The following is a 17,775-nucleotide window of genomic DNA, read 5'->3' on the forward strand; positions in this document are numbered from 1 at the left end:
CAGATGCCTTTTAGAGGTAATTGAGTTTCGACTACTTCTTGGCGGTGCTGTTGCTGGTAACAGCTAGCTTGGACCAGTTCAAGTAGTTAGCCGAAGCATAGTCAACACTCGCGTTCTTCACCCGTTTGTTAACCGGGAAGATTTCTGCCCGGTACAATGTTGGAATAGCAAATGCCTCGTCATTAGCATATTTCTGCCATGCTTTCAATGCTTTAGCACGGTATGTCGGATTCATTGCTTTCTGACCATCAATGTCATTCAACAACTTGGTATTCTCAGCAGAGACAAACCGTGTGTAGTTAAACGGCGCTTTAGCTGAGAACAGATCCATTGGTGAAGGATCGGACGAAAGACTCCAAGCGGCCGCATAAACATCGACACTCTTATCATCTTTTTGAATCTTGTCGTAGAAGGAGTTGAATTCGATTGGACGACCGGTGGTTAACTTAACACGCAAACCGATCTTCTTCCACTGCTGAATGTAGTCCTGTGCCAATGGTTGAGCCGTTGAGCCACCAGCCATAGTAGCAAAGTTAATCGTCAGCTTCTTGCCATTAGGATCGGTTCGATAGCCGTCTTTGCCCTTCTTATAACCGGCCTTATCAAGCAAACTATTCGCTTTTTTGATGTTCAAGTCATAGCCATTGATATCGGCATGCACATCTTTACCGAAGACAGGTGGGATCAAAGTTGTTGCACGCGTCCGCGTACCATTGTAGAACTTAGACGCCACTTCATCATTGTTCAGTGCATAACCCATGGCCTGACGAAGACTCTTATTGGCCATCTTTGCCTTTGGATTATAAACGTTTTCGTTCTTGCTATCGTCCCACTTACCTAACTTAAAGCCAAGGTAGTTGTAAGCCAATGCTTGATGACCAAGGTTCGTATACCCGGCGATGCTCTTCCAATCATTGTAAGTATCTGAAGGCATGCCATAAACCACATCATATTTATGATTCTTCAAAGCAGACGTAATTGACGCACTAGAAACATTTTCCATGGTGATCTTGTCTAACTTAGGAGCACCCTTCCAATAATACTTATTCGGGGTATATTGGACACTTTGACCGGCAACAACCTTGCTAACCTTGTAAGGGCCAAAGAACAAAGGTTGCTTCCGAACTTTATCGCTGGATTCTAGTTTATCAAAAGCAATGTCATGCAGATAGTGATACGGTGCTGCATTTTCGAGGAAATAGCCATTTCCTGAAGTGCCAAACGAAGGCTTCATTTGCTTGAAGTGAATAACCATCGTATTACCATTATCACCCTTCGGCATCGTCAACCCGGAAATGGAATCAGCCTTACCATCATGGTACTCAGTCAAACCTTCAATGTTCTGAAGAGACTCAGTGTACCGTTGACTCTTTGTAGCTTTGTTCGCCATGATTTCATAGGCATACACCAGATCACGCGCAACAACCGGCTGACCATCAGACCACTTAACGTTTGGCTTAATGGTAACCGTAATCGTCTTAGCGTTGTTATCCTGCTTCAAAGTCGCGGCACCCTTATTATTGAATTTGAATTTGCTATTGTAAGCAAACAGAGATTCAGCAGTAGGGTTCATGTAATAATAATCATACTGATCGGTGTAGAGTTCTTCGTTGAAGACCCCCTTAAACGGTGAATCATCAACCACCGCTACATTGACATTGCCGCCTTTAACTGCCTTTGCAGTATTGTTGTAAGAAATCGGGAACTTCACACTCTTATTGGAAGTACTTGAGCTGGAGTTCGAACTCTTACTGCCACAAGCTACCAAGGTGATGGATAAAGCGGTAGCGAGCGTGATCATTCCGAGCACAGAACGCTTTTTCATACTTTTTCCCCCTTCCGCGCCGTCATCGCAATATGTAAGCGAAGCAACGCTTCATGTGAGTTAAATGATAGCATAATTAGAGCGAAATGACCAATGTTTCGCCACAAATTTTTCTTTTTTTCTTCAAAAATAAAGAGGCACCCAGTTTTGTCTGAGTGTCTCCTTATAAATTTTCAAATCAATTTTCAGAAAAAACGTGACTTTAACCACGACGTTGCCGTGAATCGGCAGCACGCCGTAATGCTTGGCCAACAAAGTTAATTGAGAGTGACAGTGTCAACAAGACCAAAACTGCAGGGAACCATACCCACCAGCGATTAAAAATCAAATCTGGATTTGATGCATAGCCAATTAGCGTCCCTAAACTTGGGGTCTCCATTGGCAGCCCAAAACCTAAGAAAGATAGTGCGGTTTCGATCCCGATAGAGCTTGCAATTGTCAGCGTCAGATCCGTAATGATCAGTGAACTAATATTGGGCAAGACCCCGGTGAACATAATCTTAAAGTTAGAGGTCCCTGACGTCTTTGAAGCCATGACATACTCACTGCGCGCTTCCGACAGCACTAACGATCTCATCAGTCGTGTGGTGGTCATCCAGTAGAAGGCCGCCATGATAAGAATGATGGAGATCACGTTATATTGCGGCACAATCGTAACTAAAACGATAATCACGAGCAAAGATGGGATGATCATCCAAAAATCAACGAGTCGCATAATCACGGAATCAATCCAGCCACCGAAGTATCCAGAAATTGTTCCAAGGACAACCCCGACAAACTCAATGATTAGCGCCACCGAAATCCCGATAGTAATCGAGTTGCGGGCAGCAAAGAACAAATATTTGAACATATCCCGGCCGCCTTCATCAGTCCCGAGAATATACCCGTTGACACCCGGTGACGTGTAGCGATCCATGATATTAACCTGCGTTGCACCGCCAACATTGAACAACATTGAGCCAATAAACGCAGCAAGGATAATCGCAACCGCTAAGAATAGTGAGACCACAGCAACCTTGTCTTTGCGGAATTCGTTCAGAATCACCTTGAAGTTAGAAGGTGATTGTTCAATTTTTGTGGTGTTAGCCGCCACTTCATTTGCATTGTTTTGCATAAACTTTCCCCACCTTCTACTCGATCCGGATCCGCGGATCCACGATACTCATGATGATATCTGACAGTAAGTTACCAAGCAACGTCAGGAAGCCGAACAAAAGCACCAGCGAGATAACCACCGGATAATCACGGCTGGTCATCGACGAAACAAAGAGCTGGCCCATCCCTGGATAACTGAAGACCGTTTCCAGGATAACCGATCCGCCAAGCAACATAGTGATTTGGTTACCCATGAACGCCGCAATCGGCAATAAGGAATTACGCAAAATATGTTTATTGAAAATGACGCGATCCGGCACACCTTTAGAACGCGCGGTTCGAACAAAGTCCTGGTGGGTATTATCAATGACCCCCGTACGTAAATACTGAATCGTACTTGGTGTCGTAATAATGCCCGCCACTAACGCCGGTAGGATCATATGATAGATCCGGTCCCAAACGTAACCAATTGTTCCCGGATTATACGTCGACGACACACTCCCACCGGTTGGGAACCACTGTAAGAAGAAGCCGAAGAAAATGAGCCCTAACAAGTAGAAAACAAATGGTGGTACAGCCATCAAAATGAAGGATGCAACCGAAATTGCAGAATCTCGTTTACTGCCTTCATAACGGCCGGCAATAACACCGGCTGGAATGGCGATAACGTAAAGAATTACTGTTGACATCAATGCCAGCCAGAATGTATTTACGGCACGTTCGCCGATCAGACCGGTTACTGACCGTTTGTAAACGAAGCTCTGGCCCAAATCACCATGGAACATGTTACCAACCCATTTGACATACTGAATATACCACGGATCATTCAAGCCATACTGTTGACGTAAGGCCGCCATCTGTGCTGCACTTTGCCCTTGCTGAAAATTACCGGATAACGGATCCCCGGGCATCATTTTCGACAGGACGAAAACCAAGACACTCAGCAAAATCAATTGCGGGATCATGATTAAGATCCGGCGTAGAATTGTTTTCCACATTAATCATGCACTCCCTTCATCGTTGAATCTGGCAGCGCAACGTAATGTGTATCGGAAATCTTCTGGAGATCCAAAACGCGGCCTTCCTTAGAATAATATTTAGATTCTTCTTCTTTAAAAATGCGTTCGACTTCGCGCCGATGTTCTTTGTTCTCCTCGCGATCATCGGGGTTAACATCAGGAATCGCGGATAAAAGCCGTTGCGTGTAAATATGTTGCGGATGATTATAAATATCTTCGCGCGTTCCGATTTCAACGAAGCGGCCACGGTGCATGATCGCCATCTTTTTACACATGTGCTTCACAACGCCCAGGTCATGTGAGATGAACAGATAAGAAATGTTGTACTCTTCCTGAATGCGTTTCATAAAGTTCAGCACTTGCGCTTGAACGGACAAATCCAGCGCGGATACGGGTTCGTCGGCGATAATCAACTTAGGATTCGTCGCCATGGCTCGGGCAACCCCGATTCGTTGACGCTGGCCGCCGGAAAATTCATGCGGATACTTGTACAAAGCATCACTCGGCATCCCAACGATATCCAGTAATTCCTGAACACGATGACGCTCCTCGTCTTTGGTCAGGTTCTGAAAATTACGAATCGGCTCAGCAATGATATCTTCAATGCGCTTACGGGGATTCAGGCTGGATAGCGAATCTTGGAAAATCATCTGCACGTCCTTGTTGTACTGCATGTGCTTGCGAACGCTGCGCTTGGTGATGTCCTGACCCTTGTACATGATCGAACCGGACGTCACCGGCTCCAGTCCAACAATCGCTTTGCCGGTTGTCGATTTGCCTGAACCGGACTCGCCAATCAGGCCATATGTTTCGCCTTGCTCAATGTCAAAATCAATCCCATCGACTGCCAGCACATGATCCGTCACCCGATTAAAGAAGCCGGAACGAATGGGATAATGTATTTTTAGATTTCTAACTTCAATCATTGCCATAATTACTCACCTTTTTCAGCCGCTTGGTCGTCATCCGGGAAATAGAAGTCTTTGTAGCACGTGCACTGAACAAAATGATCAGGTGCGACTTCATGCATGGTCGGATGCTCTTCGTGAGCAGATGCCGGAATCCATGGAATTCGGGGAGCAAATCGGCAGCCTTCCATCTGCATATTCTTCAATGACGGCACCACGCCTTGGATGACGTGTAACTCATCATCATCGGAGTCGGCTTGCGGCATCGAGCGCAACAGACTGCGGGTATACGGGTGGGTCGGATGCTTGAAGACATCCATCACCGAGCCGCTTTCAACAATCTGTCCCGCATACATCACCGCCACGCGATCAGCGGTTTCGGCCACAACGCCGAGGTCATGGGTAATTAAAATAATGCCGGAATGCATTTCCCGTTGAATATCTTCCAACAAATCCAGAATTTGTGCCTGAATCGTGACATCCAAAGCGGTAGTTGGTTCATCGGCAATGATAATCGGTGGTTTGCAGGCAATCGCAATCGCAATGACAATCCGCTGCCGCATCCCGCCAGATAGTTCATGCGGGTAAGAACGTGCCGTCCGTTCGGGATTGGGAATGCCGACTTGATTCAGCAGTTCCAGCACCCGTTTATCACGTTCTTCTTTGTTCATCTTGGTATGGTAAACCAGCGTCTCTTCAATTTGCTCGCCAATCCGCATCAACGGATTCAACGCAGCTAACGGATCCTGGAAAATCATACCAATATCCTTACCACGAATCCGATCAAACAGGGTTTCATTTAACCCGACCAGATTCAGGTTGTTATACAAGATATCACCGGTCACTTTTGTATTACGCGGATCATGAAGCCCGATAATACTGGTTGCCAAAGTACTCTTGCCGGAGCCTGATTCACCTACAATCGCCAGAATCTCATCTTTTCGTAACGTGATGCTGACATCATCGACAGCATCATAAAAAGCATCTCCAAGTCTGAATCCGGTGTGCAGATGTTGCACATCTAGCAGCAAATCTTCAGGTTTATCCAAACGAACTCCTCCTTTGCGTCCTTGACGCAAGATTAAAACAAGATGAGATTTTTGAAATAATTGTCTCTAAGTATAAAGAAATTATAGTGGTTATGCAAGCCAAAAATGCGTCCCAACGCCATTGACGCGCGAAATTTACGGATAAATCCATCAATGATTCGTGCACAAGGATGGCGAGCTTTAAAGAAAATCGAGCATCCTCAACATGATGCTGCAAGCTGATCATATCAGAAAATTCGGTTTGTTTGAAGAAAACGTCCTTTATCGTCTGCGTGCGGCTCGTAAAAACGAAAGTGAGTCGCGCTCACCATAACGCGCTCCCCGGCGCAGGAGCCTGCATGTAAGGATCTTGGTCGCAATGGCCTAAGACCGGGCCATCACGCCCAAGACCACTTACACTCCGGCTCCTAACCGCGCCGGCTCGCGCTCACAAATAAAAAAGCCGCCATCACTGGCAGCTCACGCATTCACTATTTTTGATGTGCTTTGATGTAATCAACCGCATCTTGAACTGTTTGGATCTTTTCCGCATCGTCATCTGGAATTTCCGCGCCGAATGCATCTTCGAGTTCCAAAACAAATTCGACAATATCAATCGAATCTGCATCAAGGTCTTGCTTGAAATTCAAGCTTGGACTGATTTTGTCAGGACTTAACTGAAAATGGTCCTGAATCAAGCCTGCGATCTTTTGATAAATTTCGTCTTCACTCATGCCGCTCCTCCATTCATCTGCCAATTTAGTTTACTTGTTTCCAGCGTCGTTGTCTACGGCTTTATCAGTGGTTTTCGCTTCGGCAATTTCAGGGTGAGCGTCAAAATAATCCACCACTTTGGCTACCGTGCCATTTTTGACCATTTTGGCTGTCTGCAGCAAGGTGTAATAAACCGTGTCAGCATCAGCCGCGCCGTGAGCTTTGACCAGCGGCGCTTTAAGCCCAAGCAAGACCGCGCCACCGTATGAAGAAATATCGAAGGTTTGTGCCATCGACTTGAGGTTGTTTTTCAAAAACAGACCACCTAATTTGCCGGAAACACCGCCATCGTAAATGGCACCCTTTAACATGTGCATAACAGTGCGGACAGTGCCTTCAATTGCCTTTAACGTTGCGTTGCCGGTAAAGCCGTCAGTGACGACCACATCGGCAGGTCCATTGAGAATATCACTGGACTCGACGTTTCCCACGAAGTTAATCCCAGGAGCAGCCGCCAAAAGATCATGCGCTTCTTGATGCAACTTGTCGCCTTTGTTTGCTTCTGTGCCGTTGTTAAGCAAGCCCACGCGTGGATTGTCAACGCCGCGAACGTCTTTAGCGTAGTAGCTGCCCATGATCGCGTATTGCAACAAATGATACGGGCGATTTTCCGCATTGGCGCCGACATCTAACATCACAAAGCCCTTACCGTCAACAGTCGGCAAGGTTGGCAACAAACCCGGCCGTTCAATAGCCTTGATCCGGCCGATAATGAATAAACCTGCTGCCAATAACGCCCCGGTGGATCCTAGTGAAACCATCGCGGCCGCGTCGCCTTGTTTAACTGCTTGCGCCGCCAACACCATCGAAGCCTGTTTCTTACGCCGAATCGCCCGAACCGGTTCATCGTCACTGTTAATCTTCTCGGCCGTGTGCACGATCGTCAGCCGATCCTGATTATGAATCAAAGGTTTGATTTTGGCTTCATCCCCATAAAGGATAAATTCCAAATCCGCGTCATGGTCGCGTGCCTTTTCCGTTCCGGCAATCACAACTTCCGGAGCGTGGTCACCGCCCATTGCATCAATTGCAATTTTCATAAAATCCTTCGTTCCTTTCGCATTTAATCCAAACTGCCGTTCATCTGCCGACTAGCAGCCAGATAAGCGGCTAGCGGTTGATGCTCAGGTTCCAGCAAGTGCGGATCAGTTTTAAAAATCCGGGCCACAATCTGTTGGGCAGCTTCCAGAGTTGGAAAATCCCCGACAGGATCGGCCACTTTAAATTCCGGCAGTCCTGACTGCTTATCTCCAAAAATATCACCCGAACCGCGCATTTCCAAATCTTTTTGGGCTAACAAGAAGCCGTCATTGGTTTTGGTCATGATTTGCATGCGGGCGATGCCTTGCTCATTTTTAGGGTCAGCAATCAGCAAACACTGTGCTGCCTTATTACCACGACCCACGCGGCCGCGAAGCTGGTGAAGTTGCGATAGGCCGAAGCGATCGGCATCGAAAATGGCCATCACCGTCGCATTGGGGACGTCCACCCCAACTTCAACCACCGTCGTCGAAACCAGCACCGCAATGTCACCCTGACTAAACGCCCGCATGATTCGATCTTTTTCATCCGGCTTCATTTTGCCGTGCAACAACGCAACCTGCCCAAGATTGCCAACCGCTTTTTGCATATCTGCAAAAAGCTGCTCGGCGTTTTGCAGGTCGATCTTTTCCGATTCCGCAATCAGCGGGGTAATGGCAAACACCTGGCTTCCTGCCTGCACCTGACTGCGAATCAGCTGATAAACCTGACCGACTTGGTTCTTACGCAGCCATGTAGTCGTGATCGCCTTGCGTCCTGCCGGTAGTTCATCAATGGTGGAGACGTCCATTTCACCGTATGCCGTAATCGCTAGCGTTCTAGGAATCGGCGTCGCGGTCATAGACAGTAAATCGGGCTTCTGGCCTTTTTCCTGAAGAACCTTGCGTTGGTTGACCCCAAAGCGATGCTGCTCATCGATAACCACCAACCCCAAGGCTTTAAAATCGACGCCTTTTTGAATCAGCGCATGGGTACCGATGATCAAATTAAGTGTGCCCATTCGCAGGTCGGTCAGCAATTCACGCCGCCTCTTTGCGGTTGTCGATCCCGTCAAGAGCCCCAGCTTAACCGGGAAATTAACGAACAGTTTCTGCAACTTGGCAAAATGTTGCTCCGCCAGCACTTCTGTCGGCACCATCAAGGCAGCCTGATAGCCGGCTGTGACCGCCGCATACAAGACAATCGCTGCAACAATCGTTTTCCCGCTGCCCACATCACCTTGCAACAGGCGATTCATATGATTGGGCCGGCGCATGTCCGCACAGATCTCATTCACAACCCGCTTTTGCGCATTGGTCAACGAAAACGGCAACGTGGCAATCAATGCTCGCAACGCCTGATTGTCATACGGAATGGCAAGACCGTTGCTGCTGTTGGTATTAAGCTGTTTCAGCGCTTGTATTTGCAGTTGAAACAGGAAAAACTCGCGAAAAACACCGGTTCGGCGCGCCGCCTTGGCTTCTTGCGGTGTGTCGGGAAAATGCATCCCATGGACCAGCTGTTCGTCCGTCATTAACCGATAATGCTCACGAATGCTAGCGGGGATCAGGTCATGTATATGCTGATGATCACGCGCCCACGCCGCTTTAATCAGGTCGAGTAATGTACCCATGCGAATATTTTTATTCACGGTATAAATCGCCGCCATGGACGGCTGATCCCGTGACTGGGTGGCCAGAATTTTCATCCCGGTCAAACTGCGGCGCTGGGCATCCCACTTGCCAAAAATTGCTGCTTCGTCACCCATCTGAAAGCGATCTTTTAGCCACGGCTGATTGAAGAAAGTGACCAGAATGACGCTGCGTTCGACCTGCAGCTTGACATTCACCCGGCTGCGATGCGGACCAAAACGGCTAATAACCGGATCGGCAACCACGACGCCTTTGATCGTCAGCTTTTCTTGATCGGTTGCTTCAGCAAGGTCTTTAACTTTAAGGTCATCATAGCGATATGGAAAATAAAACAGAACATCACCGACCGTATGAATGCCTAAACTGGCCAAGCCTTCTTCACGCTTAGGACCAACACCGGGTAAAACGCTAACCGGGTCCGTGAGCGCCATCATCATCCCTCCCTTCGCAATAAGATGGTAAACGACAAACTGTGCTTAGCCTTTCATGTCGCAAAAAAGTGCCCCGCATGCGGGACACCTTGGCAGTAAAGCAACTTGTTTACTCGACTGAGACAAGATAAGGATAAACCGGCTGATCGCCTTGGTGAATTTCAAATTCCAGATCCGGATGCGCTTTGCCGACCGCATCCGCAATTTTCTTCGCTTCGCCTTGATTAGCATCGGCGCCCACAATGATCGTGACAATTTCGCTGTCGTCATTGATCATCTTGTTTACCATGGCAATCGCTGCTTGTTGGCGATCCTGATCAGTGACGCTAATCGTGCCGTCAATGATCCCCATCCAATCGTGATTTTTGATAGCCAGTCCATTAATGGTGGTATCGCGAATTGCTTGCGTAATAGAACCGCTAATCACATTCGGTAGTTGTGCGGTCATTTCGCTTTGATTGGTAGCCAAATCGGCGTCTGGATTATACCCAAGCATAGCGGTCATGCCTTGATTGATGGTCTTACTTTTCACGACAGCTACTTCTACGTCAGTTGCGGCCTTAGCAGCAGCTTCTGCCGCCATGAAAATATTGCCGTTATTTGGTAAGACGATCACATGCTTAGCGTGAGCGGCCTTCACCGCATCCAAAATGTCATTGGTGCTTGGATTCATGGTTTGCCCGCCATTTAGCACGTAAGTCACGCCCAAACTCTTGAATAGCTCGCCGAGTCCCTCACCGGCAGCGATGGCAACAACACCCATCTCAGCTAGTGGTTGGTCATTGGCATGAGCATCTAGAGAGCCTTCCCGTTCAATAATGCTTTCCTGTTGTAAGCGCATGTTATCGACTTTGATTTTCATAAGCTCACCGAATTGCTGGCCGTAACGAAAAACCGTGCCAGGATGTTCAGTGTGAACGTGGACTTTGACCACTTCTTCATCTGCAACCACCAATGTCGAGTCGCCGAGGGTATTCAAATAGTTACGAAACGGTTCATAATCAAAGTGCTTGAAATGATCGCCGGTTTCGAGTTCAACCATCATTTCGGTACAATAACCATAAACAATGTCGGCCGGATCCAGTTGGGTTTGGGCACTTTGGTGGTGGACAGCATTAATCATTTCGGTCATTTCTTCATCCGTGACATCATGAACATCCGAACTGACTTCGCCGGATAAGCCTTCACGGAATCCTTCATAGATAAAGACCAGTCCTTGACCGCCGGAATCGACAACACCGACTTCTTTCAAAACGGCCAGCAGATCCGGCGTCTTGGCTAATGCACGTTTAGCACCCTTAACAACGGCCGTCATAACGACCAAAGCGTCATCTGAGCCATTAGCCGCTTTTAAGCCGGCCTTAGCTGCTTCGCGGGCAACGGTCAGGATGGTGCCTTCAACCGGCTTCATCACCGCTTTATAAGCCGTCTCGACACCATGAGCAAACGCGTCAGCCAAATCCTGAGCAGTCAGACTCTTTTTACCTTCTACGCTCTTGGCAAAACCTCGGAAAAGTTGAGAACTAATGACCCCCGAATTACCGCGGGCGCCCATCAACAGGCCCTTGCCTAAGTGCTTGGCCAGATCGCCAACGCCTGCATCATTAGATTCCAACACTGCCTTGGCACCGGTTTGAAACGTCAGATTCATATTGGTTCCAGTATCGCCATCAGGCACCGGAAAAACATTTAATGAATTCACAAAATCAGCATTTTTATTGATGCGATGTGCGGCTACCCGGATCATGTCCTGGAATTTAGTCGCCGTTATTTCGGTTACTGCCACGAAACATCCTCCTCGAAGAACTTAATATCGTTACACCGTCAGCTGACAGTGCCTTAATGTCAGTCGCCTAATACCTTGACGCCCTGGACGATGACGGTCACTTCGTCGGTTGTGACCCCCAACATCGTTTCGAGGTTGTATTTTACTTTGTCTTGGACATTTCGGCAAACTTCGGATATTTTGGTACCATAACTGACAATGATGTTGACTTCAATCTTGACGCCATTGTCAGTTTGGCGTACCACAACACCGCGCGCATAATTTTCACGCTTCAAAATGTCATTGAGATTATCCCGAATCTGGTTACGGCTTGCCATCCCGACAATCCCGTAAATCGATGTCGCGGCACCACCAACCACTGTTGCAATGACATTGTTGGAAATGTCGATAATCCCATACTTGGTTTTGATTTTGACCGCCATGCTGAATCCTCCTAGCCATTCACGATGCGCTTTCACACCGTGTACAATTCTACCAGTTAGTGTAGCATAGGCACGAAAGCATTAAAAGCGCCACCGCTTGTGGATTCCTGCCTAGGCCTTCTCACTGACGGATGCTCCGACTTCCGCGCTGAAGAAGCAAAAAGATCCTGACAATGATGGATGCATCACATTCATTGTCAGGATCTTTTTGTATTTATGGGATCAAACCCGGGTCAGTTTACCTGATTTAAGGGCACGTGCAGAAACCCATACCCGCTTTGGTTTACCATCAACAAGGATACGAACCTTGTGCAGGTTGGCTTTCCATGTGCGCCGGCTTGAATTCAAAGCGTGTGAACGCTTATTGCCAAACGTGGTATGACGACCTGTAATAACATCTTTAGCCACAATATGACCTCCTTTTTTTCAAGGTCACCCTCGAATTTTTCACTCAACTAACTTATCATAGCCCCGCGGCGAATGCAAGAAGTTTTGCAAAGTAAAATTACTTGACAGCCTCGATTGGTCGCGACAATGATTACACACTGACTGTCATTTGGTAGCTAGTTGTCGACTTTTTGACCGATACGATCGCGGCTGTAAATGATCGCAACTTGGCCTGCTGTCCAACTGACCGTAAATGGTTCGTTTCCAATGAATTCGTTTGACGCCCACGCGTAAGGAAACGCACCGTCCCACGCTTTCAGAGGATACTTGGCACCAATGATCGTCAAAGCCGTCACGGGCGTTAAATTAATAACCGCCACGTAGCGATAACCCGGTAACGGCTGAATTTCGTGTTTTCCCGGATCGTAATAATCGACGCGATTTTGCTCGTCTAGAAGATGAATCCGTTCAATGTCATCAAGAAAACGCGGCTGAAGCGGCAAAAACAGGTTGGACAAAAAATGATCCAGTCGGCCGCCAGTTGCCCCGACCAGCGTCACTTTGTCCGCGGAAAAGTCCGTTAAGGCCGCCTTCACCGCCAGTTCGGTATCCGTATCGTCTTTTGCCGACGGGACTTGCTCAATCTTTTGAACACGCTCCCGAACTAATTGAAATTCGCTCGCTGTCAATGAGTCAAAATCGCCGACTGCCAATACCGGCTTAATACCTGCTTTGACCAATCGTAGGGTGCCCCGATCAACCCCGATCCATTCGCCGGCTAATTGTTGCCAATTCTCTGAGAGGTTCTCGTGCGGTCCGCCAGCCATGATATTGACGTCTGTCATTTGACCGCCTCACGTAACGACGTGATCGCGTCACTGACGTTTGGTGCGCCGAACACATAGGAACCTGCCACAAAGATATCGGTGCCGGCTGCTGCGGCCGCCTTCACTGTCTGGTCGTTAATCCCGCCATCAACTTCGATCACAAAATGTAAATCTCGTTCCTGCCGAATTTTGTGCAATCGCGCAACCTTATCAACCATTGGCGTCAGGAACTTCTGCCCACCAAATCCGGGATTGACCGTCATCACCAAAACCTGATCGACAAGGGGCAACACTTCATCCAGACTGCTCAATGACGTCCCGGGATTCACCACCACCCCGGCACGAACACCGGCAGCGCGAATATGTTGCAAGACACCATAAAGATGACTGGTTGCTTCTTCGTGCACCAAAATCGTATCGGCACCGGCCTTGGCAAACTCCGGTGCCCAAACACCCGGATCACTCACCATCAGATGCACTTCCAACGGCAGATTCGTCACCGGACGCAACGCCTGAACAACCAATGGGCCAAACGTCAAATTACCGACAAAGTGGCCATCCATAACATCCACATGCAACAAATCCGCCCCTGCTCCCTCGACTTTTTCAACATCGCGAGCTAAATGAGCAAAATCAGCACTTAAAATTGATGGGGCAATTTTCATAGGAATCCCTCCGTGAGCGCGAGCCAGCGCGGTCAGAAGCCGGAGTGTAAGTGGCCTTGGGCGTGATGGCCTGGACTTAGGCCATTGCGACCAAGGTCCTTACACGCAGGCTTCTGCGCTAGCGAGCGCGTTAATGTGAGCGTGAACCGGCGCGCTTAGGAGTCGGAGTGTAAGTGGCCTTGGGCGTGATGGCCCGAGCTTAGGCCATTGCGGCCAAGGTCCTTACACGCAGACTCCTGCGCCGGTGAACGCGTTAATGTGAGCGCAAACCAGCGCTTCCAAACCAGTCCACGCATGATCGATTACTTTTTCTTATAAACCGGGCGCTTGCCGCTTAATTCTTCGCGGAACTGCAAATAATTTTCATAGCGACTCGCCATGATCTTGCCAGCGGCCAAAGCTGCCTTGACTGCACAGTGGGGCTCGCTAACGTGTTGACACCCGCGAAACTTACAGTTAGGTGCCAAAGCAACAAATTCAGGGAATCGGTCGCGTAAATCATCTAAGGTCACATCTAGCAGGCCAAGCGATGAAAACCCTGGGGTGTCAGCCACTAACCCGCCATGAATCGGATACAAATCCGTTGTCCGCGTCGTATGCCGCCCACGATTCAATGCACGACTGATAGACGCAGTCGCCAAATCCAGTCCCGGCACCAAGTGGTTGATCAAAGTCGATTTCCCTGATCCTGTTTGGCCAGTAAAAATCGTCAATTTATCCGCAAAACTAGCGTGAACCTGTTTCAAAACCGCTTGATCAAAAACATGCTCCGGCGCAAAAACAGCGTAGCCGATCGCTTGGTAGCCTGTCAATGATGTTCGAATCTTTTCCAGTAATTTGGCAGGGGCCAAATCGGTTTTGGTCAAATAAATTTCAGCGTGAATCGCATGGCCTTCGAGATAAACCAGAAAGCGATCCAATAAATTCAAGGAAAAGTCTGGTTCAACGGCAGAGGTAATCAGCAAGGCCTGATCCACGTTGGCGACTGGCGGACGTGCCAACGCATTTTGGCGTGGCAGGATCCGTAAAAGATAACCTTCATCATCCCCATGACCGGGTTGAAAGGCCGCAAAGTCGCCAACCAGCGGCGTGATGTTGTCATTGCGCAGACTACCACGGCCTCGGGTGCGATAAACTGTCTCACCGACCGCAATATCATAGTACCCACTAATTTGTTTAATGATTCTTCCGGTTAATTCATCACTCATTGGGTAATATTTGCCTCCTGCGCAATCACTGTGCCATCTCGCACAACGCGGTAGCTGCCGGGATACTTCTTGCTAACCTGCAACGTAATCGTGACCTGGTCATCTGCCGTGATATTGAATGTTTTATTGATGTCACTGATATTGTGTGTCTTATCACCAATAAAGACCTGAATGCCATTTGGTGTCACGCCACTGCTGCTTGCGCTGGCACTCGCGCTACCGGAAGCAGCAGATGGTGCCTGGTACGGAATCGAAATAGTTTTTGAAACGGTTTTGACTTCATCAGGGTCTGCACCTTGGGAAATGGTGACATTCACGGTGGCTCCGGATTGAACCTGTGTCCCTGCAGCCGGGTTCTGACTAATCACCATGCCAGTATCGACCGTATCGGAATAACTTTGACTGATCACAATCTTTAAGCCGACTTCATTAGCGTAGTCGCGTAAACTCTTTTCCGTGTATCCGGTAAGGTCACGCAACGCAAACGACGTGTTGACCTTCTTGACTTTAACCGGCTCGGCAACTTCAAACGTGATGGTTGTCTTGCTGGCAATCACTTTTTTCCCGGCTTTGATACTTTGGCTTAAAATCTTACCCGCAGAAGCTTCATTTGTTTTAATTAGTTTCTCCTTCACGGTCACGCCGCGTTTTTGCAAGTCAGACTTGGCATCGCTATAATCCTGCCCGACATAATTATCCAGCGTGATTCGCGGTTGTCCCCGACTTAAAATCAGGTTGACGCTCGACGACTCTTTCACGCTGACTTGCCGTTTCGGATCAGAATCGATGACTAAATCCTTATCCACCTTGGTTGAGTAAGCATAGCGATACTTTCCGACCTTCAACCGCGCACTTTTTAGCGCTGTCTTGGCCTGAGCAGTTGTCATGCCGCGTAAGTCAGGTACGGTTACGTCTGCCTTTTGATTGGCTGTTACAACGCCAATCCCGATCAGCAGCAAAAGAACCACGACTGCACTGATGGCAACAATAAGCCAGCGGCGGCGCTTCTGTTTAGGCCGGTTCTCAGGCGCAGATTGATCGGCGGGCTGATCCGCTCCGCCATCAGAATTGTGCGGCGGAGTTGGGCCATTAGGAACGATCGGCACAACTCGCGTTTCATCCAAATCGTCCTTAGGAATCACGTACTTGGCTTCATGGGCTCGGGCAGGACTCAAGGCAGTGTTCAAATCGCTTGCCATGGCCTCGGCACTGGTATACCGATTGGCAGGATTCTTGGCAGTCGCTTTGAAGACAACATTCTCGAGGGCTTGCGGAATATGAGGATCAAACGCTCGAACTGAAGGAACCTCTTCCTGAAAATGCTTCAACGCAATTGAGACCGCTGAATCACCTTCAAACGGAACCGAGCCCGTCAACATTTCAAAAAGAATGATCCCGAGCGCATAAATGTCGCTTTGTCGCGTGGGCATACTCCCCCGAGCCTGCTCAGGGGAAAGATAATGAACCGATCCCAATAACGAATTGGTCATCGTCATGGAATTTTCCGATAGCGCGACAGCAATCCCGAAATCAGTAATTTTGGCATGCCCGTTTGCATCAATCAAAATATTCTGCGGTTTTAAATCGCGGTGAATAATATTGTGATCATGAGCCGTTTGAACCGCAGACAGAATTTCTTCCATCATATCGACAACGCGCTGATACGGAATCGGAAAATGCTCAACGATATAATGCTTTAAATCAGAGCCTTTAACATACTCCATGACCAGAAACTGCTGACCATGGCTTTCACCCACATCATAAATCGACACGATATTAGGGTGCACCAATTCGCTGGTCGCCATGGCCTCACGTTGGAATCGCCGAACCGTGTCGGGATCGTTTTGTAGATCAAGTCGCAAAACCTTGACCGCAACGTCACGATCGAGGATAAGATCGTGCGCTAAATAGACGTTGGCCATGCCGCCTTCGCCTAATGTTTTGATGAGCTTATAGTGTTCATTTAAAATCGTCCCCGGCTCGATCATGACGGTTCCCTCCGATCCTGATGAATGATCAAGGCGCTAATATTATCCGGTCCGCCAGCCGCATTAGCTTGAAGAATCAATTCCTGGGCCTTGCTGCCAATCGGCATATCCTCGCGTAAAACCGCCGCAATGCTTTCGTTGTCAACCATATTGGTTAGGCCGTCTGAACAAAGCAGCAGGTAATCATCATACTCCATGTCATAAATCGTCACGTCAGCGTCAACATCGCTGCTGACCCCTAAAGAACGGCTGATCACATTCCGTTGCGGGAAGCGTTTGGCCTCTTCAGGGGTCAATTCGCCATATTTCACCAATTCGTTGACCAGGCTATGATCTTCAGTAATCTGAATCAGATGGCCGTTACGATAAAGGTACCCACGCGAGTCACCGATATTGGCCACGACAAACCGCGTGCCACTGATAATGACCGCCACCACTGTTGTCCCCATACCGGAAAGATCGGTATATTGTTTGGCTTTTTGTAAAATCATGTCATTTTCTTGCTGCAACTCAAAAATAAGCCAACGCACGATTGACTCGATTTCAGCCGTATCGGTCTTTTCAAACGCGTAGCCGAGATGCGATACCGCCATTTCACTGGCAACATCACCGCCGCGGTGGCCGCCCATCCCATCAGCCACCAAAGCAAGCGTTGCTTCAGATTGGTTCTTGAAAATACCGACATAATCTTGATTATTTGGTCGCCGCCGACCGATGTCCGTGCGATAAGCAAACTCCAT

The 17,775-nt window shown here is 48.4% G+C and carries 16 protein-coding genes; all 16 read right to left on the reverse strand.

Annotated elements, in window-relative coordinates:
* Nucleotides 1–31 precede the first annotated feature (31 nt).
* The 16 genes from LHUE1_RS13225 to LHUE1_RS13300 all read right to left on the reverse strand — a co-directional run bounded on the left by LHUE1_RS13225 (nt 32) and on the right by LHUE1_RS13300 (nt 17,775).
* Entirely contained in the window at nt 32–1,825 is a 1,794-nt protein-coding gene (locus tag LHUE1_RS13225; RefSeq protein ID WP_049169474.1) for an oligopeptide ABC transporter substrate-binding protein, read from the reverse strand.
* 202 nt (nt 1,826–2,027) lie between these two features.
* Nucleotides 2,028–2,939: an ABC transporter permease gene (locus tag LHUE1_RS13230; protein WP_010488035.1), complete on the reverse strand. Its 912-nt coding sequence runs from the start codon at nt 2,937–2,939 to the stop codon at nt 2,028–2,030.
* A gap of 16 nt (nt 2,940–2,955) precedes the next feature.
* A complete protein-coding gene (gene opp4B / locus LHUE1_RS13235; RefSeq protein ID WP_049169475.1) occupies nt 2,956–3,918 on the reverse strand; it encodes an oligopeptide ABC transporter permease in 963 nt (320 codons plus the stop codon).
* Entirely contained in the window at nt 3,918–4,871 is a 954-nt protein-coding gene (locus LHUE1_RS13240) for an ABC transporter ATP-binding protein (protein WP_049169476.1), read from the reverse strand. Before LHUE1_RS13240 ends, opp4B begins: the two co-directional genes overlap by 1 nt.
* Nucleotides 4,872–4,873: 2 nt before the next feature.
* Nucleotides 4,874–5,896, reverse strand: coding sequence for an ABC transporter ATP-binding protein (locus tag LHUE1_RS13245; protein WP_010488029.1), 1,023 nt, complete (start codon nt 5,894–5,896; stop codon nt 4,874–4,876).
* A gap of 470 nt (nt 5,897–6,366) precedes the next feature.
* Nucleotides 6,367–6,609: an acyl carrier protein gene (acpP, locus tag LHUE1_RS13250; protein ID WP_047106272.1), complete on the reverse strand. Its 243-nt coding sequence runs from the start codon at nt 6,607–6,609 to the stop codon at nt 6,367–6,369.
* Nucleotides 6,610–6,639: 30 nt separating this feature from the next.
* Nucleotides 6,640–7,689, reverse strand: a complete 1,050-nt coding sequence (gene plsX, locus LHUE1_RS13255) for a phosphate acyltransferase PlsX (protein WP_049169477.1) — start codon at nt 7,687–7,689, stop codon at nt 6,640–6,642.
* A 23-nt stretch (nt 7,690–7,712) separates the two neighbouring features.
* Nucleotides 7,713–9,752, reverse strand: a complete 2,040-nt coding sequence (recG, locus tag LHUE1_RS13260; RefSeq protein ID WP_277848127.1) for an ATP-dependent DNA helicase RecG — start codon at nt 9,750–9,752, stop codon at nt 7,713–7,715.
* Between the two features lie 109 nt (nt 9,753–9,861).
* On the reverse strand, nt 9,862–11,538 hold the full coding sequence (locus LHUE1_RS13265) for a DAK2 domain-containing protein (protein ID WP_049169479.1): 1,677 nt from the start codon (nt 11,536–11,538) through the stop codon (nt 9,862–9,864).
* A 59-nt stretch (nt 11,539–11,597) separates the two neighbouring features.
* On the reverse strand, nt 11,598–11,960 hold the full coding sequence (locus tag LHUE1_RS13270) for an Asp23/Gls24 family envelope stress response protein (protein WP_010488017.1): 363 nt from the start codon (nt 11,958–11,960) through the stop codon (nt 11,598–11,600).
* 222 nt (nt 11,961–12,182) lie between these two features.
* Nucleotides 12,183–12,368: a 50S ribosomal protein L28 gene (rpmB, locus tag LHUE1_RS13275; protein ID WP_010488015.1), complete on the reverse strand. Its 186-nt coding sequence runs from the start codon at nt 12,366–12,368 to the stop codon at nt 12,183–12,185.
* A gap of 155 nt (nt 12,369–12,523) precedes the next feature.
* Nucleotides 12,524–13,192, reverse strand: a complete 669-nt coding sequence (locus LHUE1_RS13280) for a thiamine diphosphokinase (protein ID WP_049169480.1) — start codon at nt 13,190–13,192, stop codon at nt 12,524–12,526.
* Nucleotides 13,189–13,839, reverse strand: a complete 651-nt coding sequence (gene rpe / locus LHUE1_RS13285) for a ribulose-phosphate 3-epimerase (RefSeq protein WP_049169481.1) — start codon at nt 13,837–13,839, stop codon at nt 13,189–13,191. Before rpe ends, LHUE1_RS13280 begins: the two co-directional genes overlap by 4 nt.
* 302 nt (nt 13,840–14,141) lie before the next feature.
* A complete protein-coding gene (gene rsgA / locus LHUE1_RS13290; RefSeq protein ID WP_049169482.1) occupies nt 14,142–15,047 on the reverse strand; it encodes a ribosome small subunit-dependent GTPase A in 906 nt (301 codons plus the stop codon).
* Nucleotides 15,044–17,035 carry a Stk1 family PASTA domain-containing Ser/Thr kinase gene (gene pknB, locus LHUE1_RS13295; RefSeq protein WP_277848126.1) on the reverse strand — a complete coding sequence of 664 codons (1,992 nt, stop codon included), beginning with the start codon at nt 17,033–17,035 and terminating at the stop codon, nt 15,044–15,046. The genes rsgA and pknB overlap by 4 nt, the downstream gene beginning before the upstream one ends.
* Nucleotides 17,032–17,775 carry a Stp1/IreP family PP2C-type Ser/Thr phosphatase gene (locus LHUE1_RS13300; protein WP_049169484.1) on the reverse strand — a complete coding sequence of 248 codons (744 nt, stop codon included), beginning with the start codon at nt 17,773–17,775 and terminating at the stop codon, nt 17,032–17,034. The genes pknB and LHUE1_RS13300 overlap by 4 nt, the downstream gene beginning before the upstream one ends.

The organism is Lacticaseibacillus huelsenbergensis, assembly GCF_029726355.1.
GTDB classification, from domain to species: Bacteria; Bacillota; Bacilli; order Lactobacillales; family Lactobacillaceae; genus Lacticaseibacillus; species Lacticaseibacillus casei.